Source organism: Lentzea aerocolonigenes, from assembly GCF_000974445.1.
Classification (GTDB): domain Bacteria; phylum Actinomycetota; class Actinomycetes; order Mycobacteriales; family Pseudonocardiaceae; genus Lentzea; species Lentzea aerocolonigenes.
Map to the genome: position 1 here is coordinate 257,149 of NZ_BBOJ01000004.1, position 25,012 is coordinate 282,160.

Consider the following 25,012-nt stretch of genomic DNA (forward strand, 5'->3'; position numbering starts at 1 on the left):
CAGGCGATGGTTGAGTGCGGAACGATCTAGGCATGCGAGTTGTCATCGCGGGATCGTCGGGCCTGATCGGAACAAGCCTCGTGGCGTCGATGCGCGCCGCCGGTCACGAAGTGCTGAGGCTGGTGCGCCGCAAGGCCGCCGCGCCGGACGAACGCGGCTGGGACCCGTACGCCGGGCGCATCGACGACGGCACGTTCGACGGCGTCGACGCCGTCGTCAACCTGTGCGGCGCGGGCATCGGCGACAAGCGGTGGGACGACGCGCGCAAGCAGGTGCTGCACGACAGCCGCGTCGTGCCGGCCGAGGTGCTGTCGGCGGCGGTCGTCGAGCACGGCGTGCCGGTGCTGGTGAACTCGTCCGGCGCCCACTTCTACGGAGACACCGGGACGCGGCTCGCGGACGAGAGCGCGCCCGGCGGGCACACGTTCATGTCGCGGCTCACCCAGGACTGGGAGGCGGCGACCTCGGTGGCGCAGGAAGGCGGCGTGCGGGTCGTGCTCATGCGCACCGCTGTCGTCATCTCACCGTCCGGTGGTGTGTTCGGCCGGCTGAAGCCGGTGTTCCAGTTCTTCCTGGGCGGCAAGCTCGGGACGGGTGAGCAGTTCTTCCCGTGGGTGTCGCTGGACGACGTCGTGTCCGCGTACCGGTTCGTCGTCGAACACGACGACATCCGCGGGCCCGTGAACGTCGCCGGACCGACGCCGGTGACGAACGCCGAGTTCACCAAGGCCGTCGGCACGGCGCTGAGCCGGCCGACGCCGTGGGTGGTGCCGGCGTTCGCGTTGAAGACGTTGCTCGGCGGCGAGATGGCGCAGGAGCTGCTGTTGAGCGGGCCGGGGCTCACGCCGAAGGTGCTGGAGAGCCACGGCTTCCACTTCATGCATCCCGCACTGCCGGCCGCACTGAGCGCGGCGGTGGCATGACTCGTGCAGTCGCCGCTCTCCTGGTGATCTCCTGGATCCTGCTCGGCATGCCGGAGGTCACCGGGCTCGACGTGTGGGTGCACGACGTGATGCCACGGCCGGAATGGCTGCGAACGACTGCATACATCGTGGGCCTGGTCCTCGGGCCGACGATCGGGTGGGGCTTCGCGGCGGTGCTGTTCGTGCTCGCGTGGCGGCGGCGGGATCTGCGGTTGTGGAAGGCGTTGGCGTTGCACGCGCTGTGCTGCGCGACGTTGCTGACGCGCTGGCTGTTCGATCGTGTACGGCCGATTGAATACCATCTGCCGAGCTATCCCAGCGGGCACACGGTCGCCGTCGCGTCGGTCGGGTTCACGATGGTCGTGCTGGCGAAACGGGGCGTCCTGTGGGCCACGTTGGCGGTGCTCGTGGCCGGGTTCGCCAGGGTCGTGCTGGAGATGCACTGGGTCACCGACGTCATCGGCGCGGTGCTGGGTGTGACGGGCGTTGGTCTCGTGGCCGCACTGCTTCTGGGGTTGGTAACGTCGGGTCGTGAACTCGTGCCGCACCTCGTCAGACCCCGTCGTCGTCCGTGAGCTGGGGCTCATCGACTACATGGCGGCGTGGGACCTCCAGAAGGAGATCGCGGACGAGCGAGCCAAGAGCACCGGTCCCGACACGCTGCTGTTGCTCGAGCACCCGCCCGTCTACACCTGCGGCAGGCGCACTCTCGACGAGGAACGGCCGCGCGGTGGCGACACCCCGGTCATCGACGTCGACCGCGGCGGCAAGATCACCTGGCACGGCCCCGGTCAGCTGGTCGGCTACCCGATCGTCGGACTGGCCGAGCCGATCGACGTCGTGCAGTACGTGCGCCGCATCGAGCAAGGCCTGATCGACGTGTGCGACCAGCTCGGCGTGCACACCGGCCGGGTCGAGGGCCGCAGCGGCGTGTGGCTTCCCGCCGACGACCGCGGTCCGGAGCGCAAGGTCGCCGCCATCGGCATCCGCGTGCAGCGCGGCGTGACCATGCACGGCTTCGAGATCAACTGCAACGCGAGCCTCGACGCGTTCGGCGACATCATCCCGTGCGGCATCAAGGACGCGGGTGTCGCTTCGCTCTCGCACGAGCTCGGCCGGGACGTCACCGTGGCCGAGGTGCTGCCGCTCGCCCGTGACGCTGTGCTCGCGGCGCTGGAGGGAACTCTCCCCCTGACGGACCGCACTTTGGCCCGCAGTGGCCCCGTCGCTCCCGGTATCACCTTCGCTAGCATTCCGTAGCCCCGCGGCGGGGAACTGCGGGATTTCGGAGGAGGGTGCGTCGTGAGGCTTTCTCGACGCCAGGTGTTCACGGCTGCCGGTATCGCGGCGATCACGTCATTCGGTGCTTCATCTGGTGCGGCGGCGGCACCAGGAGAAGTCCCCGGAGATGTCCTAGGAGATGTCACCGCACCGGTGCGCACGTGGAGTGGCGAGATCCAGGTCAGCGACTGGGAGCAGTACTACCTCGGGCTCGACGGCGGGGCGCACCAGAAGGCGCTGACCGCATTCGGTATCCCGCATCAGGACGGCGTTCGCGCCGACGAGCCGTACCTGATGGTGCCGGTCGAGTCCGTCCGGCGGGCCGCGCTCGAGTTCGGTGACCACGCGGCTGCCGACGTGTTGCGCGACCGCTTCCAGCTCGACTCGCCGTCCATGCTCGGGCGCGGACTGAAGCTGGTGCTCGGACAGGACGGGCTGGAGCAGCGCTACCTCGACGACCCGGCGCTCCAGCTGCGGTACATCGGATATCGGCGGCCCTTCGCGAAGCACGTGATGCCGATGCCGGCTGCTGTTCGCAAAGCGCTCGTCTGACCCTCGATATCCAGCGTCACGCCGAGCAAGCGTCGCACCACGACCTCACGGCGGAGTACGCGGCGCTCGGATACACCAGTATCCAATATATCGGCGCCCCCCTTAGCAACGAGTCTTTTGACTTCGTCCGCAAAAGACTCGTTGCAAAGGGCAGGCGGTGTGTCGGCGGTGGCGATATATCAGAACTGGGGCGCTACGTCCGAGGCGATCTCGGTGATGTGGTCGAGGTCGGCCAGGTCGAGGATCTGCAGGTAGACGCGCTGCACGCCGGTCGCGTCACGCCAGGCGCCGATGCGGTCGACGATCTCGGCGGGGCTGCCGCACAGGCCGTTCTGCTTGAGCTCGTCGACCTCGCGGCCGATCACGGCGGCGCGGCGGGCGACATCGGCGTCGGTGCGGCCGACGCACGCGACCAGAGCGACCGAGCGGGTGATCTCGCGCGGGTCGCGGCCCATCTCGGCGCAGGCTGCGTCGACGCGGGCGTACTGCTCCACGGCGGCGTCGAGGCCGACGAACGGCAGGTTGAACTCGGTGGCGTACGTCGCGGCCAGCGCCGGGGTCCGACGCGCGCCCATGCCGCCGATCAGCACCGGGACGCGTTCCTGCGCGGGCTTGGGCAGCGCCGGTGAGTCGGTCAGGGTGTAGTGCTTGCCCTCGAACGAGAACGTGCCGCCGACCGGGGTCTCCCACAGGCCGGTGATGATCGCGAGCTGCTCCTCGTAGCGCTCGAACCGGGCTCCCAGCGTCGGGAACGGGATCCCGTACGCGGTGTGCTCGGCCTCGTACCAACCAGCGCCGATGCCGAACTCGACCCGGCCGCCGGACATCTGGTCGACCTGGGCGACGCTGATGGCGAGCGGGCCGGGGTACCGGAACGTCGCGGCCGTCATCAGCGTGCCCAGGCGGATCGTCGTCGTGTCGCGGGCGAGTCCGGCGAACGTGATCCACGGGTCCGTCGGGCCGGGCAGTCCGTCGACCGACCCCATCTTGAGGTAGTGGTCGGAGCGGAAGAAAGCGCCGTACCCGGCGTCCTCGGCGGTCCTGGCCACGCGGAGCAGGTCGTCGTAGCTCGCCCCCTGCTGGGGCTCGGTGAAGATGCGCAGTTCCACGACGAAGAACTTAGTCGTGCGAACGATGTCAGGCCCAGTTGAGACAGCTACCCGAACCGCGGGGCGGGGGCGGCGGCACCGTCCGAGGTGAAGACGCCGCGCGCTACGAGATGCGGGTGCGAAACAGCTTCTTCCAGCGTCAGCACCGGGGTCACGCAGGCGTCGGTGTCACCGAACACCTCCGCCCACTCGTCCCGCGTGCGACTCAGGAACGCCTCCGCGAACACCTTGCGCAGCAACGGCCACGAGGCGCGGTCCATCTGCTCCGGCAGGTCGGAGAGCCCCAGGCCGGCCACCAGCAACGCGTAGAACTGCGGCTCCAGCGACCCGACGGCGACCGAACGACCGTCCAGGCACTCGTAGATCGCGTAGAACGGGCACCCGCCGTCGAGCAGGTTCGCGTCCGGCGCGTCCTCCCACACCGACTGCGCCTTCATCGACCAGATCATCTGCGCCAGCGACGCCACACCGTCGACGATCGCCGCGTCGACGACCTGGCCGCGGCCGGTGCGCTGCCGTTCCCACAACGCCGCCAGCACACCCAGCACCAGGTACAGCGATCCGCCGCCGAAGTCGCCGACGAGGTTCAGCGGCGGCTTGCCGATCGCGTGCAGCACACCGGTCACCGACAGGTAGTTGATGTCGTGCCCCGCCCGCTGAGCCAACGGTCCGGACTGCCCCCACCCGGTCATCCGCGCGTAGATCAGACCGGGGTTGACGGCCAGGCAGTCGGAAGGGCCGAGACCGAGCCGTTCCAGCACACCGGGACGGAAGCCCTCGATCACCACGTCGGCGGACGCGATCAGCGACAGCACCGAGGCACGGCCGTCGGCGGACTTCAGGTCCGCCGACACCGAACGCCTGCCGCGCAACAGGAAGTCGCGGGAGGCGTCCGGCACCACGGACAGCCCGCCGGACGGACGCTCGACGCGCACGACCTCCGCGCCGAGGTCCGCGAGCAGCATCGCACCGTGCGGACCGGGCCCGATGCCACCGAACTCGACGACGAGAAGACCTTCCAGAGGAGCCATCAGGCTTCACCAGAAGATTCGAACGAGAGACGCGGGGCGAAGATCGCACCGGACGACTCGGCCAGACCGCGCATCGCCTTGGCGTGGTTGCCGAAGTCCGGGTGCGCCAACGCGGCGCGCAGAGCGTCGGCGCTCTCCCACAACGCGATGTTGACGTACGAGGCCGGGTCGTCGAGCTGGCGCGACAGCGTGTACTTGATCAGGCCCGGTTGCGCCCGCAGGAACGCCGCCGTCTCGTCGAAGGCCTTCTCGAACTCCTCGGGGTCACCGGTGAGCGTGAAGCGGTTGACGAACGTGATCATGGCCCCTCCAGAAACGGTGTCAGCTGAGGAAAACCATGCACACCGCGTCTTGAGACGTGCTCAAGGAACGCCCGCCAGGCTCAGCACCATGCGCATCATCGATCTGTCTTCCCACATTGACGCATCCGCGTACGAAGCGGACCCGGTGACGCACGAGGTGCTCACGGCCGCCCAGGGTGCCGAACACATGGCCGAGCAGCTCAAGGCACGGCTGGGCATCGAGTTCGACGTGTCCGTGCTGCGGGACTCTGAGTTCCTCACGCTGGACCGGATCAGCCTCACCTCCCACACCGGCACGCACGTGGACGCCCCGAGCCACTACGGCTCGAAAACCACGTACGGCAACGGAATTCCGCGCCACATCGACGAGATGCCGCTGGAGTGGTTCCACAACCCCGGCGTGAAGCTCGACGTCCGCGGCCACGGCACCGGCGTCATCGGCCCGGACGTCCTCGAAAAGGAGTTCGCCCGCATCGGCTACACGCCGAAGCCCATGGACGTCGTCATCCTCGACACCGGCGCCGCCGAGCACGCGGGCACCCAGACCTACTTCACCGACTACACCGGCCTCGACGGCCCGGCCACGAACCTGTTGCTGGACCTCGGGGTCAAGGTGATCGGCACCGACGCGTTCAGCCTCGACGCACCGTTCCCCGACATCGTCAAGCGGTACCTCACGACCAAGGACGAGAGCGTGCTGTGGCCCGCGCACTTCGCCGGCCGCGACCGCGAGTACTGCCAGATCGAACGCCTCAGCAACCTGGAGGCGTTGCCGGACTTCGGTTTCACCGTCGTCGCGTTCCCGGTCAAGATCAAGGGTGCCGGCGCAGGCTGGACCAGGGCCGTCGCCCTGCTCGACGACTAGCTCTCAAGTGAGAGCTGAATCACCAAACCTACCGTGAAAGCCATGGACAGCAACGAGCCACCCGAGAACGAAGACCACATCGTCCGCGGCATCGACTAGAAGCCGCCAAAGGGCCGCCCTCCCGGAGAGGGCGGCCCTTTTATACCTCCTAGACCAGCCGAGCCCGAGCCGCCTCAACGGAATCGGACGCGTCCAGCAACGGCATCACCTGGGAAGCACCGTGCCGCACGGCCTTCGTGCGACGCGCGAACGACGTCAGCGTCTGCCCCGGCCCTGCCTCCACCAGCAGCACGTCGTACATCGCCAGCAGGTCGTTCAGCGCCGGTCCGAAGTAGACGGCGTCGGTCAGTTGCCGCGTCCAGAACCGCGGCGACAGCGCGTCCTGCGGAGTCATCAACGTGCCCGTGTAACCGGAGTACACGGGCATCCGGGGTACGGAAGGCGAGACGTTCCACGCCGCCAGCGCCTCGTCCACGGCGGGCTGCATCGCCGGGCTGTGGAACGGCGTGGTGGCGGGCACGGTCACCACGACGAACTCGTCCGCCTCCAACCGCGCGCGAACCGCGGCCAGCGGTTCATCCGATCCCGCCAGCATCGTCTGCCGGGCGGAGTTCACCGCCGCGATCGCCACGTCGCCTTCCAGGTACGGCATCAGCTCCGCCTCGGACGCCGCCACCGCCAGCATCCCGCCGGACGGGATCGACACGGCCGACACCACCCGGTCTCGCACCAGCGAAACGGCGTCCTCCAACGAGAAAACGCCCGCCAGCGTCGCCGCGACGACCTCGCCGGCGGAGTGCCCGATCAACGCGACGGGCTTGACGCCCCACGACAGGACCATGCGCCCCAGCGCGTAGTCGAGCGCGAACAGCAACGGCTGCGCGCGGGACACGTGGTCGACGTCGGCCCCGGACAACCAGTCGTCACAGGCGACCGAGCCGACCTCGCCGAACAGCTCGAACACCTCGTCGACCACCGAGGTGAACACGGCGTCCGTGCCGTACAGGGACGCCGCCATCCGCGGGTACTGCGACCCCTGCCCGGGAAACATCAGTGCTACGTCCACAAGAAGCCTCCATAAAGCGACAGGGGCCGCGAGGAAGACCTCACGACCCCTGTGCGGGTGACATCACCTGTACTCGCGAACCACCATGGCGGAGTTGAAGCCGCCCTTGCCGCGCCCGAGCACCAGAGCGGCCTTCACCTTGCCGTGCCGCGCCTCGTTCATCACGAGGTCGATCTCGTACTCCGGCACGGGGTTCTCGACGTTGACGGTCGGCGGGATCGCGCTCCAGTAGATGGAGAGGATCGCCGACGCCACGTCCAGGGACCCGCCACCGGCGAACAGGCGGCCCGTCATGGTCTTCGGGGCCGTCACCGGCACGCCGAACGGCCCGAAGATGCCCTTGATCGCCTCGGCCTCCGCCTTGTCGAGCTCGGGAATCCCCGCCGCGTCGGCGAACACGACGTCGATCTCCGAGGCGTCCATGCCGGCGTCGCGCAACGCCAGCTCGGCCGCCCGCTTCAGCCCCGGCTCCCGCGAGGGCATCCGCGAGTCGAACGTCGAGGCGTACCCGACGATCTCGCCGTAGACGCGGGTGCCGGGACGCTCGGCCGCCGACTCCGGCGTCTCCAGCACCATGATCGCGCCGCCCTCACCGCAGACGTACCCGGAGGCGTCGCGGTCGAACGGCAGGTAGGCCCGACGCGGGTTGTTGTTGCGGGACAACGAACCCGATGCCTGGTGCGCCACCCACGCCCACGGGCACAGCGAGGAGTCCATGCCGCCGGTCAGCGCGAGCTTGACGCCCTTGCGCAGCTGACGGCGGGCGTGCCCGATGGAGTCGATGCCACCGGCCTGCTCGGACACCACCACCGCACCCGGACCGCGCGTGCCGTGGCGGATCGAGATCTGGCCGGTGTTGACCGCGTAGAACCACGCGAACGACTGGTACGCCGAGACGTACTCCGGCCCCTGGTGCCACAGCTTCTGCAGCTCCCGCTGACCGAACTCGTACCCGCCCGCCGTCGCCGCGGTGATCACCGCGATGTCGGTGTCCGGGATGTCGTTCGGCTGCACACCCGCGCCGCGCAACGCCCAGTCCGTGCCCACCAGCGTCAACCGCGTCATGTGGTCCGTCTGCGGCAGCAGCCGGCCCTGCAGGTGCCGGCCTGCCTCGAAGCCCGGCACCTCACCGGCGATCTTCGCCCAGTAGTTGGCACTGTCGAACCGGGTGATCGGCTTGATCGCCGCCTCACCGTGCAGGGTCGCCCGCCAGTACGCGGTCGGCCCCAGCCCGTTCGGCGACGCGATGCCGATTCCCGTCACCACCGCCCGAGTCACCGGCCTGCCCCTTCCACCTTCTTGAGCACCATGGCGCTCTGGAATCCACCGAAACCACTGCCCACAGTCAGCACCGTGTTCACCTTCGCCTCCCGCGCGACCAGCGGCACGTAGTCCAGGTCGCACTCGGGGTCCGGCTCGTGCAGGTTCGCCGTCGGCGGGATGAGGCCCTCCTCGAACGCCAGCAACGAGCCGACGATCTCGAGCGACCCGATCGCGCCGAGCGAGTGCCCGATCATCGATTTGAAGCCCGACACCGGCGTCTTGTAGGCGTGCGCGCCCAACGAGCGCTTGAACGCCGCCGTCTCGTGCAGGTCGTTCTGCTTGGTGCCCGACCCGTGCGCGTTGATGTAGCCGACGTCCGTGGCGTCCGAACGCGCCTGCTTCAACGCGATGTTGATGGCGTCCGACATCTCGATGCCCTCGGGGTGCAGGCCCGTCATGTGGTAGGCGTTGCACCGCGAGGCGAAGCCGGCGACCTCACCGTAGATGTGCGCACCGCGGGCGCGGGCGTGCTCCAGCTCCTCGAGCACGATGATCGCGCACCCCTCGCCGAGGACCAGACCGTCGCGGGTCTTGTCGAACGGGCGGCAGGCCGTCGTCGGGTCGTCGTTGCGGGTGCTGGACGCACGGATCACGTCGAAGCACACCACGGTGATCGGCGAGAGCGGGGCCTCGGTGCCGCCGGTGACGACGACGTCCGCACTGCCCTCCATGATCAGCTCGGCGGCGTAGCCCACCGAGTCGAGACCGGAGGTGCAGCCCGTGGAGACCACGGAGACCGGGCCTTCCGCGCCGACCGTCCACGCCAGCTCCGTCGCCATCGAGGACGGCGTGAAGTAGTCGTAGAGGTGCGGAACGGCGTAGGACTGGTCGACCTCCCAGTACTTGCCCCGGTCGGAGCCGACGATGAACTCGCGCTCCAGCGAGGTCGTGCAGCCGACCGCGGTGCCGAGCGAGACACCGATGCGGCCGGGGTCGAGCTGGTCGAACTCGATGCCCGAGTCGGCCAGAGCCTCACGACCGGCCACGACGGCGAACTGCGCCGCGCGGTCGAGCCGCCGGATCTCCTGCGGCGTCAGGCCTTCGCGCACTGGGTCGAAGTCCGCTTCACCAGCCATGCGCGAGCGGTACGGAGACGCGTCGAAGTGCGTGATGATGCGAGTCGCCGTACGCCCTTCGGACAGCAGTTTCCAATACGCCTTCGTTCCGATGCCACCAGGTGCGACCACGCCCACCCCGGTGATGACGGCGCGACGACTCATCGGACACCTCCAATCGCCTTCTGTGCGGACACGGTCTGCTCCAATCTCGGACAGGGCACGGGAGCGACACCTGTTTCTGCCGGTTGAACCGATGGTGAAACGGCCCGATCGAGGCCACCTCGAACGACGGCGTAGAACCCCTGTACGAGTCCAGCCCCCGCATCCGCGGCGAACAACTGCAACGCCTCGGAGCCGTCGTGACAACCAAAACCAAGAGGCACACCGGTTTCCGCAACCACCTCGACGATCTCGCCGATCTGGTCGGGCCACAGCCCGCCCGCTGTGTCGTGCAGCAACACGGTTTCCGCCCCCGCCTCCGCGACCGTCAGCACGACCTCCAAAGCGTGTTCGGGGTCGACCAGCCAGCCGTCGAAGAAGTCCCGCGCCTCGACGATCACTCGCCGTCCGGCGCGCACGAGTTGACGCACGGCGTCCCGGACCACCGGGATGCCGTGCCCTTGAACAACCACCGTCACCGCCGAGGTCTCCGCGGCGAGCAGCGAGGTGAGGTCCTCGGCACCGCCGGACGCGACGAGGATGGCGGCGCGCAACCGGAGTTCCAGAGCGGCACGGTGGTAGAACCACCGCCCCGGCCGGCCTCCGTCGACGAACGCGACGCCGAGCGCGTCGAGGCGCCGCGCCGCGACCAGTCTGTCCGAAATGGACAAACCAGTGCGGCGCAGCGAGATGTCGTACAGCTCCATCCAGAACCCCCGCGCTTCACCCGGCTAGAAGCCGCTCAGCAGTACGCGGGAAGCCTCGATCTCGTAAGCACAGGGCGCCACCTCAGAAGGGCATCCCTTGCGCTCGTGCTCGACCGCGGCCTTCTCCAGGTACATGGAGACCACGTACAGCCCGTTGCGACCCGCGGCACGGGCCGCGGCGGTCAGCAGGTCCACGCCGGCCAACGCCATCGCCCACCACCCCCGGACCATCAGCCGTTCTCGGCGAACTCCTTGGCGTGCCGCAACGTCGTGAGGCTGTTCGTGCCCAACGCGTGGCGGATCAGTTCCCTGGCGCGCTCGATCGTCCCGTCCGGGCCGAGCACCTCGGTGACGACCTCGGGACGGATGACGACGGTGTGGTGCGAGGTCGCCTCGACACCCGCCTCGATGCCGTCACCGATGTCCCGCAACGTCCACCGGCCGACGTGCGCCGCCATGATCGGCGGCGTCCTGGTCTGCTTGTAGACGATCGTGTCGTGCGGAGTGCAGACCCGCACCGAGTGCGTCGTGTGGATCGAGCCGTCCGGGCTGCGCGTGTCCATCTCCATGGACTGCACCCCCGTCACGGCCTCGGTGAGGTCGAGCCGGGCGACGTGCGGCAGCCGCTGCGGCCACAGGTCCGACCGGTACAGGAACTCGTACACGTCCTTGCGGGTCGCGTGGATCGTGATGCTGTCGGAGAACGACAGCACGTACTTGTCGTAGTCGTCGCCGAGCTCGGCGGCGCGCTTGAGCGCCGCGAGCTCGGCGTCGCTGTTGTTGTTCACGGCCTTCAGGACCAGCTCGACCGCTTCCGGCTGCGCGGTGGTGAAGTGGTGCAGCAGGTCGACGCGCGTCGCCGAGTCGGCGATCGGCACGATCCGCCACTCCCCTCCCATCGACTTCACCGGCGCCGCCGAACGCTCCTGCTCGAACTTGACGTGCAGGTTCGCCGAGTCCAGCTCACGGCGAGACGTCCACGTGCGCACGTCACCGTTGGCGAAGGCGTGCAGCCGCAGCCGCTCGGTCGACCCGTCGGTCTCGAACACCTCGGCGTGCACCGTGGGCCCGAAGGTGTACGGCCAGCGCGTCACGTCCGCGATCAGGTCGTACACCACCTTGGCGGGGGCACCGATCATGACCGTGTGCGTGGTGGTGTGCGTCATGTCCCCGTGTCTCCGTTCTCGGCTCGCCGGCGGTCAGGCCGCGAGGTCGCCGTTGACCTTGGCCAGCAGTTCGCGCGGGGTCTCGATGTCCGCGAGCTCGTCGTCGCCGACACCGACGCCGTACCGGCGCTTGATCAGCGCCACCGTCTCCAGCAGGGCCAGCGAGTCGAAGCCCAGCTCGAGGAACGGAGTGTCGAGAATGTCCTGGCCGGCCTTGAACGAGTCGTCCTCGCCGGCGGCCTCGTTGAGAATCTCCTTGAGACCCTCGATGGTCAGTGCGCTCACGGCTTCTTCCTTTCCTCACCTGGGCGTTTCCGCTCGCCCACACAGCGAGGTTGCCAGGGCGCACTGGTAGTCCGGTGGAGGTTTCCTCGAACGAAGTCGTTGCCGCACAACGAAAAACGGCCCCGCGCCACAGTGTGGCGGGGGCCGCTCGAAAACAGGTCAGGCCAGAAGCCCTTGCAGTTGACGGGCTTCCGCGCGGTCGAGCCGCGGGTCCGACGTGACGATCGCGTGCTGCAGCTGCTGCAGGCGTGCCGAGGGCTCGACGCCGAGCTCGTCGACGAGCGTGCGCCGCAACGCCCGGAACGCGTCCAGCGCCTGCCACTGCCGACCCGCCCGGAACAACGAGATCATGTACTGGGCACACAGGTGCTCGTTCATCGGGTGCTGCACGGTCAGCACGGCGAGCTCGCTCAGCAACGACTTGTGCTTGCCCAGCCGCATGTCCGCCTCGATGCGCGTCTCCAGCACACCGAGCCGTGCCTCCTCCAGGCGCACCACTTCGACGCCCAGCGGCATGCCGGGGCGGACGTCCACGACGGCGGGCCCGCGCCACATCTCCAGCGCCGACCGCAGCAGCCGGGACGCGGCCGCGAAGTCGTCGGCGTCGTAGGCGTTCTGGCCGGCACGGGCGAGGCGCTCGAACTCGTGCACGTCGACGGCCTCCTCCGGCACGTCGAGCAGGTAGCCGCCGTACCGGGTGACGAGCACCTCCTTGGCGCCGTTCTCCGACGTGGCCAGCGCGTCGCCGATCAGCCGGCGCAGCTGCAGGATGTAGGTCTGCAACGTGGTGCGCGCGCTGCGCGGCGGGCGGTCGTCCCACAGCTCCTCGACCAGGGTCGGCACGGACACCACCGAGCCGGAGTGCAGGGCGAGCAGCGCCAGGATCTGCCTCGGCTTGGCCGCTGTCGGCGTCACCGAGCGACCGTTCACCTTGGCCTCGACCGGCCCCAGGACCTTGATCTGCATCGCCGTCCCTCCTTCTGCTCGAACCATTGGATCAGTGTGATCCGCCGGTCGGGAGGGCGTTAGTGCGTCAGCCATCGATGTCAGGTGAGTTCTCCCCGGTGCGGGTATGAGAACTTCATACCGGGGCGCATTAGCCGGTAACTACCGGTCCATTACCGCTGGTCGGCACGATTACCCACGTCAATCGAACCGCAAACATCGGAGATGCGCATGTACCCCACCGTCACCGTGGAGCACCTTGCTTCGGTCGCCGCCGACGACTCCGACGACATGAAGATCTACGAGTTCGACCGTGAAGCCACGATGGACTGGACTACGTGGATCGTCCCCAGCTGCGGCTGGACCTCGCCCGGTGACCGCTTCCAGGTCCAAGAAGAGGTCCTCGCGGCATGAGACACGACCTGGGCGAGCAACGCATCGGGTTCAAACGGCACCTCCGCCCGCAGATCGTGCGAGGTGAGGCCGTCTACCTGTTCGGGGAGTCCGGGGTCACGGCGATCGCGGGCAGCCACGTCGAGTCGCTGGCGCCGTTGCTCGACGGCACCCGCGACCTGGCCGCACTGCTGCGCGACGCCCCCACCGGCCTGACCGCCGACAAGGTGCGGAGCATGCTCACCAGGCTCGCCGCGGCGGGGCTGATCGGCAGCCGCGGCGCGGAGGACTGCTCGCCCGCGGCGGAGGCCTCGCTCGCGTACTGGGACGCGGCGGGGGTCGACCCGTCGGACGCGGTGGCGGCGACAACGGCGTCGCTCGTCTCCGTGGTCGCGATCGGCGGCATCGATCGCGACGCGCTCGTGGAAGCCCTGCACCGCAACGGACTGACGGTCACCTCGGGGAGTGGTGACCTCACGGTCGTGGCGTGCGAGGACTACCTGGCGCCTGAGCTCCGCGACGTCGACGCGACCCACCGGGCGGCCGGCACCCCGTGGTTGCTGGTCAAGCCGGTCGGCGCGCAGGTGTGCGTGGGCCCGTTCTTCACCCCCGGCGACGGCCCGTGCTGGCGGTGCCTCGCCACCAGGCTCTCCGCGAACCGCAAGGCGGAGGCCCACGTGCGGGCGCGGTGCGGACAACGTGGTCCCGCGCCGCGCCCGGTGATCGGCCTGCCGTCGTTGCGGGCGACGGCGCTCGACCTCGCGTCGGTCGAGGCGACGAAGTGGCTCGCCGGAATCCGGCACGAGGCGCAGCGGTCGATCTGGAACTACGACAGTCTCACCATGAAGGTCACGCAGCACGAGGTGCGGCAGCGTCCGCAGTGCTCCGGCTGCGGCGCCCCGGGGATTGTGGCGCGCAGGGCGTTCAAGCCGGTCGAGCTCACGAGCCGGGTGAAGCGGTCCTGCGAGGGTGGCGGCCACCGGTCGTCCTCACCGCAGGAGGTACTCGACACGTACCGGCACCTCATCGGGCCTGTCACGGGCGTGGTGAGGGAGATCCGCCGCAACGAGTGCGGGCCCGCGTTCTTCAACTCGTTCATGTCCGGCTCGAACGTCGCCGCCGCGGGCGAGGGCGTCGAGGGGCTGCGGTCGTCGCTGCGGGCCGACACCGGGGGCAAGGGCGTGACGCCGCTCGACGCCCAGGTCGGCGCGCTGTGCGAGGCCGTGGAACGACGCAGCGGCACGTGGTTCGGCGAAGAGGCCAGGGTGAGCGCCAGCTACGCCTCGCTCAGCGACGTCGCGATCCACCCCGGCAGCGTGCAGCAGTACCACCCGCGCCAGTTCGCCGGCCGCGAGGAGTGGAACGCGGCCCACTCGGCGTTCCAGCACGTCACCGCCCCGTTCGACGAGAACGAGGTGATGGACTGGAGCCCGCTGTGGTCGCTCACCGAACGACGTCACAAGTTCCTGCCGACCGGCATGCTCTACTTCGGCGCCCCCTGCCCGCCGAGCGTCACGTCGGACTCGAACGGCTGCGCCGCCGGAAGCAGCCTGGAAGACGCTGTGCTGCAAGGACTTCTGGAGCTGATCGAACGCGACTCGGTCGCCATCTGGTGGTACAACCGCACACCGGTGCCGGGGGTGGACCTCGACTCGTTCCACGACGCGTGGATCGACGAGTGCCGCGAGGTGCACGCGGGTCTCGGCCGCGAGCTGTGGCTGCTCGACGTGACCGCCGACCTCGGCGTGCCGGTGATGGTCGCTCTTTCCCGCCGCACCAACGGATCCCGCGACGACATCATGCTCGGCTGCGGTGCGCACCTGGACCCGCGGATCGCCGCACGCCGGGCGCTCACCGAGCTGAACCAGTGCATGCCGATGGTCTGCGGGCAGGTCCGGCTGGACGCGCTCGACGTCGACACGCGGAACTGGTTCGAGCACACCCGCCTCGACGAGCAGCCGTGGCTGGCCCCCGACCCCGCCGAGCCGCCGCGCAACGTGTTCCACCACGGCTACCGGCACCGGCGCGACCTCGCCGACGACATCCGGGCGATCCAGGACACGCTGGAGGCCCGCGGGCTGGAGCTGCTGGTGCTCGACCAGACCAGGCCGGACATCGGTCTTCCCGTGGTCCGCGTGGTCGTGCCGGGACTGCGGCACTTCTGGTCGAGGTTCGCTCAAGGGCGCCTCTACGACGTCCCGGTACAACTGGGGCGCCTGGACCGGCCCCGCCGGTACGAGGAGCTCAACCCGATCCCGTTGTTCATGTGACCCACCTGCCCGGAGCGGAGGCGCCGTGGTGCCCACCCAGTCGCACATCCCCACGGGACGCCCGCTGTGGTCGTTGCTCGAGGACGCCTTCATCGACGAGGGCGCCGAGCACCTGACCGTCCACGGCAGGTGGGGCGCGATCAAGCTCGCCGACCCGAGCCCCATCGTGCGGGAGGCGTTGCACCGCATGAGCCTCGGCCCGGTCGCGCTCGAGAACATCTCCGCGCTGCACGAGAACTTCGTGCGCTGGAAGACCGGCAGCGGGCCGTGCCTCGTGTGGCGCAGGCTCAAGAACACGCTCGACCAGCTGGGAGGTTGCGTCGTGCCGTCGCTCGGGCTCGACGACGGCGCCGGGCCGATCCTGTCGGTCGTGGCGGTGACCGGTGACGCCGTGTTCACGTTGCCGCACGTCGAGGACGACGAGATCGTCTCCACGCGGCCGGGCACCGAGATCGAGCGGCTGAACGGCGACCAGGCGCTGACGTGCCCTGGCCGGCAGTACCAGGTGATCCTGCACAGCGCGCCCGCGACGGAGATCGCGAAGACGTTGCTCGACAGCGACACCACGATCGCGCAGATCGCGGAGTCGTTGCAGGTCAGCAGGACGCTGGTCGCGGATGTCGTCGCCTATCTCGCCGGTGCGCAGCTCGTCGCCGCGAGGTGTTGAGACGTCGCCATGTTGCTCCGATCGAGGATCGCGAAACACGAGACTTCCCAGGAAGCGCCCGTATCATGGCCGCGTCCCGACCCTCGCGTGGGAGCTGCTGCTGTGACAGTGCGACAGGAACGCTCATCGGTGTCCCGTCGCTTGGCGTACGTCGTCATCACCGTGGTGTTCGCCAACTACCTCGGCAACGCCTTGATCTTCGTCCTGCAGGCCGGCGCGACGCCCGCGCGGATCGTGGGCGCGCTGGCCTGTCTGCTCTCGATCGGGTTCCTGCAGCTGCGGGTGTTCTCCCGGCCGAGCGCGAACCTGAGGTCCGGCAAGGCGTACCTGGCGCTGGGTGCGATGGCGTTGCTGGTGTTCGCGCCGGTGCCGTTCTTCGGCTACGCGTGGGGCGGCATGCCCGGTTTTCTCGCGGGCAGCGCACTGCTGGTGCTGCCCGGCCGCGTGCGGTGGTTCGTGTTCGTCGGGGTGGCGGTGGCCAACGCCGCGACCAAGTTCACTCCCGGCATCTCGCTCGGCGTGCTGGCCTACTCCGCGGCGGCGACACTGGTCGCGGGCCTGGTCGTCTACGGCCTGTCGCGGCTGCCGTCGCAGGTCTACCAGCTCGAGACCGCCCGGTCGGAGCTCGCCGACCTCGCGGTGTCGCAGGAGCGGTTGCGGTTCGCCCGCGACGTGCACGACCTGCTCGGGTTCAGCCTGTCCGCGATCACGCTCAAGGTGGAGCTCGCCCGCAAGCTGATCGGCGACCACACCGACCGCGCCGTGCGCGAGCTGACGGAGATCCTCGGCATCGCGCGTGAGGCGTTGACGGACGTTCGTGCGGTCGCGTCGAGCTATCGCGAGCTGTCGCTGACCGACGAGATCAACTCGGCGCGGTCCGTGCTCACCGCCGCCGGCGTGGCGGCCACGATCGAGGCGGACCACGCCGAACTCTCGCCGCGCTCCCGGACCGTGCTGGCGACCGTGCTGCGCGAGGGCGTGACGAACCTGCTGCGGCACAGCAACGCCACCCGCTGCTCGATCACCGTCAGCGGCAGGGGCAGGACGGTGTCGATCGACATCGTCAACGACGGCAGCCCCGCCGAGGTGAGCACGGACCACGGCAGCGGCCTCACGAACCTCGCCACGCGCACCAGCGCCATCGGCGGATCGCTGCTCGCGAAAGCCTCCCCGGACGGCACCTACCAGCTGCGCGCCGAGGTACCGGCCGATCCGGCACCCGAGCAGCCCACCAGCCGTCCCCGCCTGATCGGCCCGTCGATCCCGACTACGTTCGCGCAGGTGCTGCTGACCGCGGTGGTGATCGGGTACGGCGTGATGGCGACGGCGCTCGCCACGTACAGCGTCCCGATCGGGTCGGCCGCGTTCGCCTCCTCCGCCGTGAGCAGCGCTCTGATCGCCCTGCTGGTGCTGGGTGTCGTGAGCCATCCGCGGGTGCGGACCAACCCCGCGCTCGGTTACGCGGCGCTGGCGGGACTGGCGGTCTGCGTCTACGTGCCGCAGTTCGTGTTCCACAACCCGAACCTCGGCGGTGTGCCGGGCTTCCTCGCCGGTTCCGCGGCGCTGATCCTGCCGCGGTGGTCCGGCTGGGTCGGGTTCGTGGCCGTCGTCGCCGGGCAGGGCGTCATCCAGGCGGCGTTCGGCTTTCCCACGAACGACATCGCGTACGGCGTGATGGCCACGATGAACCACGGCCTGGTGCTGTACGCGTTGACGCGGCTGCGGTCCATGGTGATCGAGCTGCACGAGGCGCGGGAGGAGCTCGCGACGGCGGCGGTGACGCAGGAACGGCTGCGGTTCGCGCGCGACCTGCACGACCTGCTCGGCTACAGCCTGTCCGCGATCACGTTGAAGAGCGAGCTCACCCACCGGCTGGTCACGATCGACCCCGACCGCGCCCGCCAGGAGCTCACCGAGGTTCTCGACATCTCCCGGCAGGCGCTCGCGGACGTGCGGTCGGTGGCGTCGAGCTACCGCGAGCTGTCGCTGAACGAGGAGACCCAGTCCGCGCAGGCGTTGCTGTCCGCGGCCGACATCGACGTGACGATGCGGATCGACGAGTGCACCGAGCTGCCCACGGACGTGCGGGTGACGCTCGCGACGGTGCTGCGGGAGGGCGTGACGAACCTGCTGCGGCACAGCAAGGCGGAGCGCTGCGAGATCGTGCTGTGCAGCTCACCGCAGCGGGTGACGATGGACATCATCAACGACGGCGTGCCCTCGTCGGACCGGGACTCGCGCAGCGGCAGCGGCATCGGGAACCTGACGACCCGCGTGTGCGCGCTCGGGGGCAGCCTCGACGCCGGGCCGACGCCGGAGCGGACGTTCCGGCTGCACGCGGAGATCCCGCTGGGTTAGGTCCTGCGTCGGGGCCGAACAGAACTGCGGGGCCGATCAGAACTGCAGGCTCCACTTGTCGAGGAACCCGGTGTCCTGACGAAGTGCGCGTTCACCCACACGAACCTCACCAGCCCCATTTTTGCGCACGCGGGGAGCTTTCGTACTCCAGGAGCGCACGGAAGGGCCCCGCGTGCGAGTTGGCAGGGCGAGGTGCGCGTCGTGCTGGGAGCCGCTCCACGTCGAACGAAGCGACTTCGTTGCACGCGTCAGATCCAGCCCGCTTCCTCGGCGATGCGGATCGCGTCCACCCGGTTGCGGCCGTTCAGCTTGGTGATGATCGTCGTCATGTAGTTGCGCACCGTCCCGGTCGACAACGACAGCGCGACCGCGATCTCCGGTGCGTCCGACCCGGCCGCGGCCAGGCGCAGCACCTCCAGCTCGCGGTCCGTCAGCGGGCACTCGCCCCGGTCCCACGCGGCGAGCGCCAGCTGCGCGTCGACCACCCGCTTGCCCGCGGCCACGTCGCGGATCGCGTCGGCGAGCTGGCCGGGCGGAGCGTCCTTGAGCAGGAAGCCGTCCACGCGGGCCGCCAGCGCCTTGCGCAACGTGCCGGGCCTGCCGAGCGACGTGAGCATCAGCGTGCGGACCGACGGCAGCGTCTCGCGGATCTTCGCGGCCGCGGTGAGGCCGTCGAGGATCGGCAGGTCGATGTCGATCACCGCGACGTCCGGCATCAGCTGCTTCGCCGTGGGCACGATCTTGTCCCCCGAGCTCACCTCGGCGACGACCTCGATGTCCGGTTCGAGGTTGAGCAGCGCGATGAGGGCACCGCGCACCATGTGCATGTCCTCGGCCAGCAGAACCCTGATCATCGCGCCCCTCCGGCCGACACAATATCGCCCGGCGTTCAGGCCGCGCTCGACGCCGCGTCGAGGTGTACCGGCAACGGTGGTGGGGACCTGCCTTGCGAAAGGGATCCCGCCATGGAACGCAGCGTCAACGTCACCGTCGTCTACTACTCGTCCACCGGGACGATCCACCGCATCGCCACCGAGATCGCCGAGACGGCGGAGAAGGCGGGTGCCGAGGTCAGGCTCGTCAAGGCGGCCGAGCTCGCGCCGCGTGCCGCCGTGGAATCACGGCAGGCGTGGGCGGACCACCTCGCCGCGACCCAGGACGTTCCGGTCGCTTCGGTCGAGGACGTCCTGTGGGCCGACGCCGTGCTGTTCGGGACGCCCACCCGGTTCGGCAACATGTCCGCGCAGCTCAAGCAGTTCATCGACACGCTCGGGCCCGCGTGGTTCCAGGGCCGGCTGGTGCACAAGGTGTACAGCGCTTTCACGTCGGGCGGCAGCACGCACGGCGGCATGGAGACCACCCTGGTCTCGATCTACAACATGGTGTGCCACTTCGGCGGGATCATCGTGCCGCCGGGGCTCAACGAGAACCCGTACGGCACCTCTCACGTGCTCGGCTCTGACAACAAGCCCGTGGGCGAGATCGCGTTGCAGTCCGCCCGTGTGCAGGCCGAACGGGTCGTGCGCGTCGCCCGTGCGCTGAAGGAGGTCTGAGTGCGCGTCGACGGCATCTACGTGCGGGGCAACGGGATCCGCCTGCCCGCCACGCTGAACGTGCAGGACGCCATCGACTCCGGCGAGTGCGAACCGAAGCTGGTGGCGCGCACGGACGTCACGAGCGTCGCGTACTCCCCCGACGAGTCGGCCGCCGAGATGGGTGTTCGCGCGGCCCAGCAGGCACTCGCGCGCGCCGGCAGCACCGGCGAGGACGTCGAGCTGATCCTGCACGCCACGACCTACCACCAGGGCCAGGACCTGTGGCCCGTCGGCAGCTACATCCAGCGCGAGACCGTCCGCAACAGCTGCCTGGCGCTGGAGATCAGGCAGATGTCCAACGGTGGCATGGCCGCGCTGGACCTCGCCGTGCGGTACCTGAGCCCTGGCCGGGACGCGCTGCTGACCACGGCCGACCGGTTCTGCCTGCCGGGCATCGACCGGTGGCGCACCGATCCCGGAACCCCTTACGCGGACGGGGCGAGCGCTGTCGTGCTGTCGCGGCGCGGCGGGTACGCGCGGTTGCTCTCCTTGGCCATCAACGCGGATTCGGACCTGGAGCCGTTGCACCGCGGTGACGAACCGATGGGGCTCGCGCCGTTCTCGCACCGCATGCCGGTGGACTTCGAGGCCGCCAAGCACGCGTTCGCGAAGAAGTTCGGACTTTCCTTCGGCATCAACAGGGCCAACGCCGGCCAGGCGGCCGCGGTCGAGGAAGCGCTGGCCGACGCGGACATGAAGCTCGGCGACGCCGACTGGGTGGTGCTGCCGCACTTCGGCAGGCGCCGGCTGGACGTGAACTACCTGCGGCCCTACGACATCGACCCCGCGCGGACGACGTGGGAGTGGAGCCGCACGGTCGGGCACCTCGGCGCGGGCGACCAGTTCGCGGGACTCGGCCACCTCGTCGACACCGGCAGGGCCCGTCCTGGGCAGCGGGTTGTGCTGTTCGGCGTCGGCGCTGGCTACAGCTGGGGCTGCGCGGTCGTGGAGATCGACGCGAAGCCGTCCTGGGCGGCCTGAGCGCGGTTCAAGCGGGATCCCAGAGGGTTTTGGCTGGATGTAGGCGACACCCGGTGGCTTTTCGAAAGGAACTCAGACCATGTCCGACCAGCCGTTTGAAGGCCAGCGAGTCGTCGTCACCGGTGGTGGCACCGGAATCGGCAAGCACGCGGCCGTCGAGTTCGCGAAGCTCGGCGCAGCGAGCGTGATCATCACCGGCCGCCGCAAGGAGCGGCTGGACGAGGTCGCCGAGCTGCACCCGAACATCGTCCCGGTCGCCGCGGACGTCACCACGGCCGAGGGCGCGCAGGCCGTCGCCGTCGCCGTGGAGACCAACGGCGGCAAGCTGGACGTGCTCGTGCACAACGCCGGAATCTTCCGCAACACGCTCGCCGAGTACTTCGACGAGAAAGCCAGCAACGAGCTGCTCAACATCAACCTGCTCGGCCCGGTCCGCCTCACCGGCGCGCTGTACCAGTACCTTTCCAAGCCGGGCGGCAACATCGTCTTCGTCTCGTCGGTCGCGGGCCACAACCCCGAGCCCGGTGCCGCCCTGTACGCGGCCAGCAAGGCCGGCATGCACAGCCTCACCCTGACGTGGGCCCGCGAGCTCGCACCGCTGGGCATCCGGGTCAACGCCGTCGCCCCGGCCGGCGTGCGCACCGAGGTCTACGCGGCCAACGGCCTCAACGACCAGGAGACCGACGCGATCTTCGCGACGCTGGCGGACATCATGCCGCTGGGCCGCACCGGCACGGTCGAGGACATCACGCCGTGGATCACGCTGCTCGCGAGCCCCGCCAGCTCCTGGGTCACCGGCCAGATCATCACGATCGACGGCGGCCAGGACCTCACGGCGGGCACCGACCACCTGTTCATGTCGTGGTTCCGCTCCCGCCTCGAAGGCGACGCGGCCTGATCCGCACACCTCACCAGAGCGGTCGTCACCGGTAACCTCCGGTGACGGCCGCATTCACGCGTTTGACCCGAAAGGCCACCACCGTGCTCGACCGCCGCGCGATCAACCGGGCAACTCTCGCGCGCCAACTCCTGCTGCGACGCCACGACATGGGCGTGCTCGAAGCCACCGAGCAGCTCGTCGGGTTGCAGGCGCAGCTGCCGTTCCCGCCCTACATCGGCTTGCAGGCGCGCCTTGAGGACTTCGACCGCGACGAGCTGGCGAAGCTCATCCTGGACCGGCAGATCGTGCGGTCGTCGCTCATGCGCTACACCATGCACCTCGTGACCACGCCGGACCTGTTGTGGCTGCGGCCGTTGCTCCAGCCTGTGCTCGACCGCGCGCAGAAAGGCTTCTTCGGCCGTGAGACCCAGGGCATGGACCTCGGCGAGATCGCCGCGCACGGCCGCAAGCTGCTGAACGGCAAGGCGCTCACCCAGGTCCAGTTGCGCGAGGCGATGAGCGAGAGGTTCCCCGGCCGCGATCCGTTGTCGCTGGCCTATTCCGTGCAGTACCTCGTGCCGCTGGTGCACGTGCCGCCGTGGGGCAAGGGCGGTTCGGTGCCGTCGACGCTCGCAGAACCGTTCCTCGACGGGAAGTTCGCCGCCCAGGCCGATCCTCGACGGCTGGTGCGCCGGTACCTCGCCGCGTTCGGTCCCGCGACCGTCAAGGACCTCCAGGCGTTCAGCGGGCTCACGTTCATGGCCAAGGTGTTCAAGGAGATGAGCGACGAGCTCGAGGTCCTCATCACGGACACCGGCCAGGAGCTCTACGACCTGCCGGGCGCCCCGCGGCCGGACGGCGACACGCCGGCGCCCATCAGGTTCCTGCCCGAGTACGACAACCTGATGGTGTCGCACTTCGACCGCAGCCGCGTGATGGACGACGACATCCGCAAGAGGGTCTGCGTGGGCGCGGGCATCGCGGCGACGTTGCTGGTCGACGGGTTCGTGCGCGGGATCTGGAAGCTCAAGGAGCAGAAGAAGACCGCGACGCTGACGCTCACCCTGTTCCAGCCCTTGTCCAAAAAGGACTTCAAGGCGGTCGAGAAGGAAGCCGACGGGGTGCTGCGGTTCGCCGCCCCGGACGCGACGACGCGGGAGCTCGTGGTCGAGTGAAGCTCAGCGCACGGGAGCTCAACCGGGCACTGCTGGCCCGGCAGTTCCTCCTGGAACGCACCGAGAAGACCCCTCTGCAGGTCGTGGAACACCTGGTGGGCATGCAGTCCCAGGTTCCGCTGTCGCCTTATGTGGGCCTGTGGTCGCGTGTCAGCGGTTTTCAGCCCGCCGACCTCGCGGGCACCCTGGAGAGCCGCGAAACGGTCCGCATCGTGCTGATGAGGGGCACCATCCACCTCGTGAGCGCCCGCGACGCACTTCTGTTGCGGCCGTTGCTGAAACCGGTGCTGGACCGCACGAACTTCACCGGCCACAACGGGAAGCAGATCGAGGGCGTCGACCCTTCCGAACTCGCACAACGCGGCCGGGAACTGCTCGAGGAAGAACCGCGCACGCGGGAGGACCTCGGCAAGCTGCTGAAAGAGCGCTGGCCGGACCACCAGGCGACCGCGCTGGCCTACGCGGTGCAACTGCTCGTGCCGCTCGTCCAGCTCCCGCCACGGGGCGTCTGGGGCGTCGCGCAGGGCCGTGGGGCGCACGCCACCCTGAACACCTGGCTGGGCGCCGAGTCCCTGCCGGAACCGTCGATCACCGAGGTGGTTTCCCGCTACCTCAGTGCGTTCGGCCCGGCGAGCGTCCAGGACGTGCAGACATGGTCGGGCCTCACGAGGTTGTCCGAGGTGGTCGAACGGTTGCCGCTGCGCAGGTTCAGCGACGAGAACGGCCGCACGCTCTTCGACCACGAGGACGCGCCGAGGCCGGACGAGGACACCCCTGCGCCCGTGAGGTTCCTGCCCGAGTTCGACAACATCGCGCTGTCGCACGCCGACCGCACGAGGATCATCTCCCCCGGCTTCAACGGTTCGTCGACACGGGGCAGCTTCACCGTCGACGGGTTCGTGAGCGGCACCTGGAAGATCCAGCGCAGGACGTTGTCGATCGCGCCGTACCAGCGGCTGCTCAAGCGCGACGTCGCCGCGGTCGAGGCCGAGGGGCGCCGGCTGCTGGAGTTCACCGCACCCGAGACCGAGCACGCCGTGGTGTTCGAGCAAACTTAGAGCCCGCTGCGGTTCTCTTGCCGGTATGACGACGATCGCGCTGCCGGACGGATTCCGGCCAGAGTCGATGACGATCGGGCCCGGTCCGTTCGCGTACTTCGGTTCGCTGGCCGACGGGTCCATCTACCGCGCGGACCTGATCACCGGTGAGGGCAAGGTGATCCACCCCGGCCCCGGCACCGCGGCGGCCGGGGTGAAGATCGACCGCAGGGGCCGCCTGTTCATCGCGGGCGGTTTCGCCGGCGACGCCCACGTGATCCACGCCGCCTCCGGGGCCACGCTGGCGTCCTACCCGCTCGCGGGCCTGGTCAACGACTTCGCCCTCACCCCCACCGCCGCGTGGGCCACCGACTCGGTCATCCCGGTGCTGTGGAAGCTGCCGCTGGGCGGCAACGGCGAGCTGCCGGAACCGGAGCAGGTCGAACGGGTCGAGCTCAGCGGAGACATCGAGTACCTCGAAGAAGGCTTCAACGCCAACGGGATCTGCCGCACCCCGGACGGCACGGCGTTGCTCGTCAACCAGTCCAACACCGGCGGACTGTTCCACGTGGACACCGCCACCGGCCGCGCCACGAGCGTCGACCTCGGTGGTGAGGACCTGATGGACTGCGACGGCATGGTGCTCGACGGCGACCTGCTGTACGTGGCGATGGGCGTGCGCAACGAGGTCGTGCTCGTGCGGCTCAACCACGAGGGCACGGTCGGCAAGGTGCTGCGGCGGGTCAGCGACCCGCGGTTCGACATCCCCAGCTCGCTGGCGCTGCACGACGACCTGCTGTACGTGATCAACGGCAGGTTCACCACGGAGGCCACGCCGGAGACGTCGTACACGTCGGTGGCGATCCCTCGGCCCAGGCCCTGAA

General features: G+C 69.3%; 27 protein-coding genes. 15 read left to right on the forward strand and 12 right to left on the reverse strand.

All coding sequences use genetic code 11. From position 1 onward, the window contains the following. Positions 1-32 precede the first annotated feature (32 nt). From AOM45_RS09510 to AOM45_RS09525, 4 genes are all read left to right on the forward strand, one after another. Positions 33-923, forward strand: coding sequence for a TIGR01777 family oxidoreductase (locus AOM45_RS09510; protein WP_030465045.1), 891 nt, complete (start codon positions 33-35; stop codon positions 921-923). After that, positions 920-1,498: a phosphatase PAP2 family protein gene (locus AOM45_RS09515; protein WP_059362314.1), complete on the forward strand. Its 579-nt coding sequence runs from the start codon at positions 920-922 to the stop codon at positions 1,496-1,498. Before AOM45_RS09510 ends, AOM45_RS09515 begins: the two co-directional genes overlap by 4 nt. Further along, the gene (gene lipB, locus AOM45_RS09520) at positions 1,455-2,183 is read left to right on the forward strand and encodes a lipoyl(octanoyl) transferase LipB (RefSeq protein ID WP_030465047.1); all 729 of its coding nucleotides are present in this window, start codon (positions 1,455-1,457) and stop codon (positions 2,181-2,183) included. The genes AOM45_RS09515 and lipB overlap by 44 nt, the downstream gene beginning before the upstream one ends. Before the next feature lie 174 nt (positions 2,184-2,357). Next, positions 2,358-2,756 carry a hypothetical protein gene (locus AOM45_RS09525; RefSeq protein ID WP_030465048.1) on the forward strand — a complete coding sequence of 133 codons (399 nt, stop codon included), beginning with the start codon at positions 2,358-2,360 and terminating at the stop codon, positions 2,754-2,756. Between the two features lie 179 nt (positions 2,757-2,935). Here the strand turns inward: AOM45_RS09525 and AOM45_RS09530 are convergent, their stop codons facing one another. Genes AOM45_RS09530 through AOM45_RS09540 form a run of 3 tightly spaced genes read right to left on the reverse strand, consistent with a single transcriptional unit; the run spans position 2,936 to position 5,198 of the window. Then, on the reverse strand, positions 2,936-3,865 hold the full coding sequence (locus tag AOM45_RS09530) for an LLM class F420-dependent oxidoreductase (protein WP_030465049.1): 930 nt from the start codon (positions 3,863-3,865) through the stop codon (positions 2,936-2,938). A 47-nt stretch (positions 3,866-3,912) separates the two neighbouring features. Then, positions 3,913-4,899, reverse strand: coding sequence for a CaiB/BaiF CoA transferase family protein (locus tag AOM45_RS09535; RefSeq protein WP_156093541.1), 987 nt, complete (start codon positions 4,897-4,899; stop codon positions 3,913-3,915). Next, entirely contained in the window at positions 4,896-5,198 is a 303-nt protein-coding gene (locus AOM45_RS09540) for an antibiotic biosynthesis monooxygenase family protein (protein WP_030465051.1), read from the reverse strand. Before AOM45_RS09540 ends, AOM45_RS09535 begins: the two co-directional genes overlap by 4 nt. 88 nt (positions 5,199-5,286) lie before the next feature. Between AOM45_RS09540 and AOM45_RS09545 the strand changes: the two genes are divergently transcribed. Next, positions 5,287-6,063: a cyclase family protein gene (locus AOM45_RS09545; RefSeq protein ID WP_030465052.1), complete on the forward strand. Its 777-nt coding sequence runs from the start codon at positions 5,287-5,289 to the stop codon at positions 6,061-6,063. A 148-nt stretch (positions 6,064-6,211) separates the two neighbouring features. On the opposite strand, the gene AOM45_RS09550 is transcribed toward AOM45_RS09545, so the two are convergent. The 8 genes from AOM45_RS09550 to AOM45_RS09585 all read right to left on the reverse strand — a co-directional run bounded on the left by AOM45_RS09550 (position 6,212) and on the right by AOM45_RS09585 (position 12,793). Further along, positions 6,212-7,129 carry an acyltransferase domain-containing protein gene (locus tag AOM45_RS09550; protein ID WP_156093542.1) on the reverse strand — a complete coding sequence of 306 codons (918 nt, stop codon included), beginning with the start codon at positions 7,127-7,129 and terminating at the stop codon, positions 6,212-6,214. Between the two features lie 63 nt (positions 7,130-7,192). After that, positions 7,193-8,407 carry a ketosynthase chain-length factor gene (locus tag AOM45_RS09555; protein ID WP_030465054.1) on the reverse strand — a complete coding sequence of 405 codons (1,215 nt, stop codon included), beginning with the start codon at positions 8,405-8,407 and terminating at the stop codon, positions 7,193-7,195. Continuing rightward, positions 8,404-9,672 carry a beta-ketoacyl-[acyl-carrier-protein] synthase family protein gene (locus AOM45_RS09560; RefSeq protein ID WP_030465055.1) on the reverse strand — a complete coding sequence of 423 codons (1,269 nt, stop codon included), beginning with the start codon at positions 9,670-9,672 and terminating at the stop codon, positions 8,404-8,406. The genes AOM45_RS09555 and AOM45_RS09560 overlap by 4 nt, the downstream gene beginning before the upstream one ends. Beyond that, positions 9,669-10,376 carry a beta/alpha barrel domain-containing protein gene (locus AOM45_RS09565; RefSeq protein ID WP_030465056.1) on the reverse strand — a complete coding sequence of 236 codons (708 nt, stop codon included), beginning with the start codon at positions 10,374-10,376 and terminating at the stop codon, positions 9,669-9,671. The genes AOM45_RS09560 and AOM45_RS09565 overlap by 4 nt, the downstream gene beginning before the upstream one ends. Before the next feature lie 24 nt (positions 10,377-10,400). Beyond that, positions 10,401-10,607: a hypothetical protein gene (locus AOM45_RS09570; RefSeq protein ID WP_030465057.1), complete on the reverse strand. Its 207-nt coding sequence runs from the start codon at positions 10,605-10,607 to the stop codon at positions 10,401-10,403. Further along, positions 10,607-11,542, reverse strand: a complete 936-nt coding sequence (locus tag AOM45_RS09575; RefSeq protein ID WP_030465058.1) for an aromatase/cyclase — start codon at positions 11,540-11,542, stop codon at positions 10,607-10,609. Before AOM45_RS09575 ends, AOM45_RS09570 begins: the two co-directional genes overlap by 1 nt. 33 nt (positions 11,543-11,575) lie before the next feature. Continuing rightward, entirely contained in the window at positions 11,576-11,827 is a 252-nt protein-coding gene (locus AOM45_RS09580; RefSeq protein ID WP_030465059.1) for an acyl carrier protein, read from the reverse strand. A 159-nt stretch (positions 11,828-11,986) separates the two neighbouring features. Then, on the reverse strand, positions 11,987-12,793 hold the full coding sequence (locus AOM45_RS09585) for an AfsR/SARP family transcriptional regulator (protein ID WP_030465060.1): 807 nt from the start codon (positions 12,791-12,793) through the stop codon (positions 11,987-11,989). Between the two features lie 210 nt (positions 12,794-13,003). Between AOM45_RS09585 and AOM45_RS09590 the strand changes: the two genes are divergently transcribed. The 4 genes from AOM45_RS09590 (at position 13,004) to AOM45_RS09605 (ending at position 18,460) form a co-directional block, all read left to right on the forward strand. Next, complete coding sequence (locus AOM45_RS09590) at positions 13,004-13,186, forward strand: hypothetical protein (RefSeq protein ID WP_156093543.1); 183 nt, start codon at positions 13,004-13,006, stop codon at positions 13,184-13,186. Beyond that, positions 13,183-15,435: a TOMM precursor leader peptide-binding protein gene (locus AOM45_RS09595; RefSeq protein ID WP_030465062.1), complete on the forward strand. Its 2,253-nt coding sequence runs from the start codon at positions 13,183-13,185 to the stop codon at positions 15,433-15,435. Before AOM45_RS09590 ends, AOM45_RS09595 begins: the two co-directional genes overlap by 4 nt. A gap of 25 nt (positions 15,436-15,460) precedes the next feature. Beyond that, positions 15,461-16,102 carry a hypothetical protein gene (locus AOM45_RS09600; protein WP_030465063.1) on the forward strand — a complete coding sequence of 214 codons (642 nt, stop codon included), beginning with the start codon at positions 15,461-15,463 and terminating at the stop codon, positions 16,100-16,102. A 129-nt stretch (positions 16,103-16,231) separates the two neighbouring features. Next, positions 16,232-18,460 carry a sensor histidine kinase gene (locus AOM45_RS09605; protein WP_162185597.1) on the forward strand — a complete coding sequence of 743 codons (2,229 nt, stop codon included), beginning with the start codon at positions 16,232-16,234 and terminating at the stop codon, positions 18,458-18,460. A gap of 248 nt (positions 18,461-18,708) precedes the next feature. Here AOM45_RS09605 and AOM45_RS09610 read toward each other — a convergent pair whose 3' ends face one another. Further along, on the reverse strand, positions 18,709-19,314 hold the full coding sequence (locus AOM45_RS09610) for a response regulator transcription factor (protein WP_030465065.1): 606 nt from the start codon (positions 19,312-19,314) through the stop codon (positions 18,709-18,711). Positions 19,315-19,425: 111 nt separating this feature from the next. Here AOM45_RS09610 and wrbA point away from each other — a divergent pair, with 111 nt between their 5' ends. The 6 genes from wrbA (at position 19,426) to AOM45_RS09640 (ending at position 25,011) form a co-directional block, all read left to right on the forward strand. Continuing rightward, positions 19,426-20,013, forward strand: a complete 588-nt coding sequence (gene wrbA / locus AOM45_RS09615) for an NAD(P)H:quinone oxidoreductase (RefSeq protein WP_030465066.1) — start codon at positions 19,426-19,428, stop codon at positions 20,011-20,013. After that, a complete protein-coding gene (locus AOM45_RS09620) occupies positions 20,014-21,036 on the forward strand; it encodes a ketoacyl-ACP synthase III family protein (RefSeq protein ID WP_030465067.1) in 1,023 nt (340 codons plus the stop codon). A 79-nt stretch (positions 21,037-21,115) separates the two neighbouring features. After that, the gene (locus tag AOM45_RS09625; protein ID WP_051782726.1) at positions 21,116-21,934 is read left to right on the forward strand and encodes an SDR family NAD(P)-dependent oxidoreductase; all 819 of its coding nucleotides are present in this window, start codon (positions 21,116-21,118) and stop codon (positions 21,932-21,934) included. Positions 21,935-21,975: 41 nt separating this feature from the next. Continuing rightward, positions 21,976-23,091 carry a winged helix DNA-binding domain-containing protein gene (locus AOM45_RS09630; protein WP_051782727.1) on the forward strand — a complete coding sequence of 372 codons (1,116 nt, stop codon included), beginning with the start codon at positions 21,976-21,978 and terminating at the stop codon, positions 23,089-23,091. Next, positions 23,088-24,149, forward strand: coding sequence for a winged helix DNA-binding domain-containing protein (locus AOM45_RS09635; RefSeq protein ID WP_035908859.1), 1,062 nt, complete (start codon positions 23,088-23,090; stop codon positions 24,147-24,149). Before AOM45_RS09630 ends, AOM45_RS09635 begins: the two co-directional genes overlap by 4 nt. Positions 24,150-24,174: 25 nt before the next feature. Continuing rightward, on the forward strand, positions 24,175-25,011 hold the full coding sequence (locus AOM45_RS09640) for an SMP-30/gluconolactonase/LRE family protein (protein ID WP_051782728.1): 837 nt from the start codon (positions 24,175-24,177) through the stop codon (positions 25,009-25,011). Position 25,012: the final 1 nt, after the last annotated feature.

Excerpts from the sequence above, each read along its gene's own strand:
- AOM45_RS09510 (WP_030465045.1), top strand. The coding sequence starts at position 33 with ATGCGAGTTGTCATCGCGGGATCGTCGGGCCTGATCGGAACAAGCCTC.
- AOM45_RS09515 (WP_059362314.1), top strand. The coding sequence starts at position 920 with ATGACTCGTGCAGTCGCCGCTCTCCTGGTGATCTCCTGGATCCTGCTC.
- AOM45_RS09540 (WP_030465051.1), bottom strand. The coding sequence starts at position 5,198 with ATGATCACGTTCGTCAACCGCTTCACGCTCACCGGTGACCCCGAGGAG.
- AOM45_RS09545 (WP_030465052.1), top strand. The coding sequence starts at position 5,287 with ATGCGCATCATCGATCTGTCTTCCCACATTGACGCATCCGCGTACGAA.
- AOM45_RS09560 (WP_030465055.1), bottom strand. The coding sequence starts at position 9,672 with ATGAGTCGTCGCGCCGTCATCACCGGGGTGGGCGTGGTCGCACCTGGT.
- AOM45_RS09565 (WP_030465056.1), bottom strand. The coding sequence starts at position 10,376 with ATGGAGCTGTACGACATCTCGCTGCGCCGCACTGGTTTGTCCATTTCG.
- AOM45_RS09570 (WP_030465057.1), bottom strand. The coding sequence starts at position 10,607 with ATGGTCCGGGGGTGGTGGGCGATGGCGTTGGCCGGCGTGGACCTGCTG.
- AOM45_RS09575 (WP_030465058.1), bottom strand. The coding sequence starts at position 11,542 with ATGACGCACACCACCACGCACACGGTCATGATCGGTGCCCCCGCCAAG.
- AOM45_RS09585 (WP_030465060.1), bottom strand. The coding sequence starts at position 12,793 with ATGCAGATCAAGGTCCTGGGGCCGGTCGAGGCCAAGGTGAACGGTCGC.
- AOM45_RS09590 (WP_156093543.1), top strand. The coding sequence starts at position 13,004 with ATGTACCCCACCGTCACCGTGGAGCACCTTGCTTCGGTCGCCGCCGAC.
- AOM45_RS09595 (WP_030465062.1), top strand. The coding sequence starts at position 13,183 with ATGAGACACGACCTGGGCGAGCAACGCATCGGGTTCAAACGGCACCTC.
- AOM45_RS09610 (WP_030465065.1), bottom strand. The coding sequence starts at position 19,314 with ATGATCAGGGTTCTGCTGGCCGAGGACATGCACATGGTGCGCGGTGCC.
- wrbA (WP_030465066.1), top strand. The coding sequence starts at position 19,426 with ATGGAACGCAGCGTCAACGTCACCGTCGTCTACTACTCGTCCACCGGG.
- AOM45_RS09625 (WP_051782726.1), top strand. The coding sequence starts at position 21,116 with ATGTCCGACCAGCCGTTTGAAGGCCAGCGAGTCGTCGTCACCGGTGGT.
- AOM45_RS09640 (WP_051782728.1), top strand. The coding sequence starts at position 24,175 with ATGACGACGATCGCGCTGCCGGACGGATTCCGGCCAGAGTCGATGACG.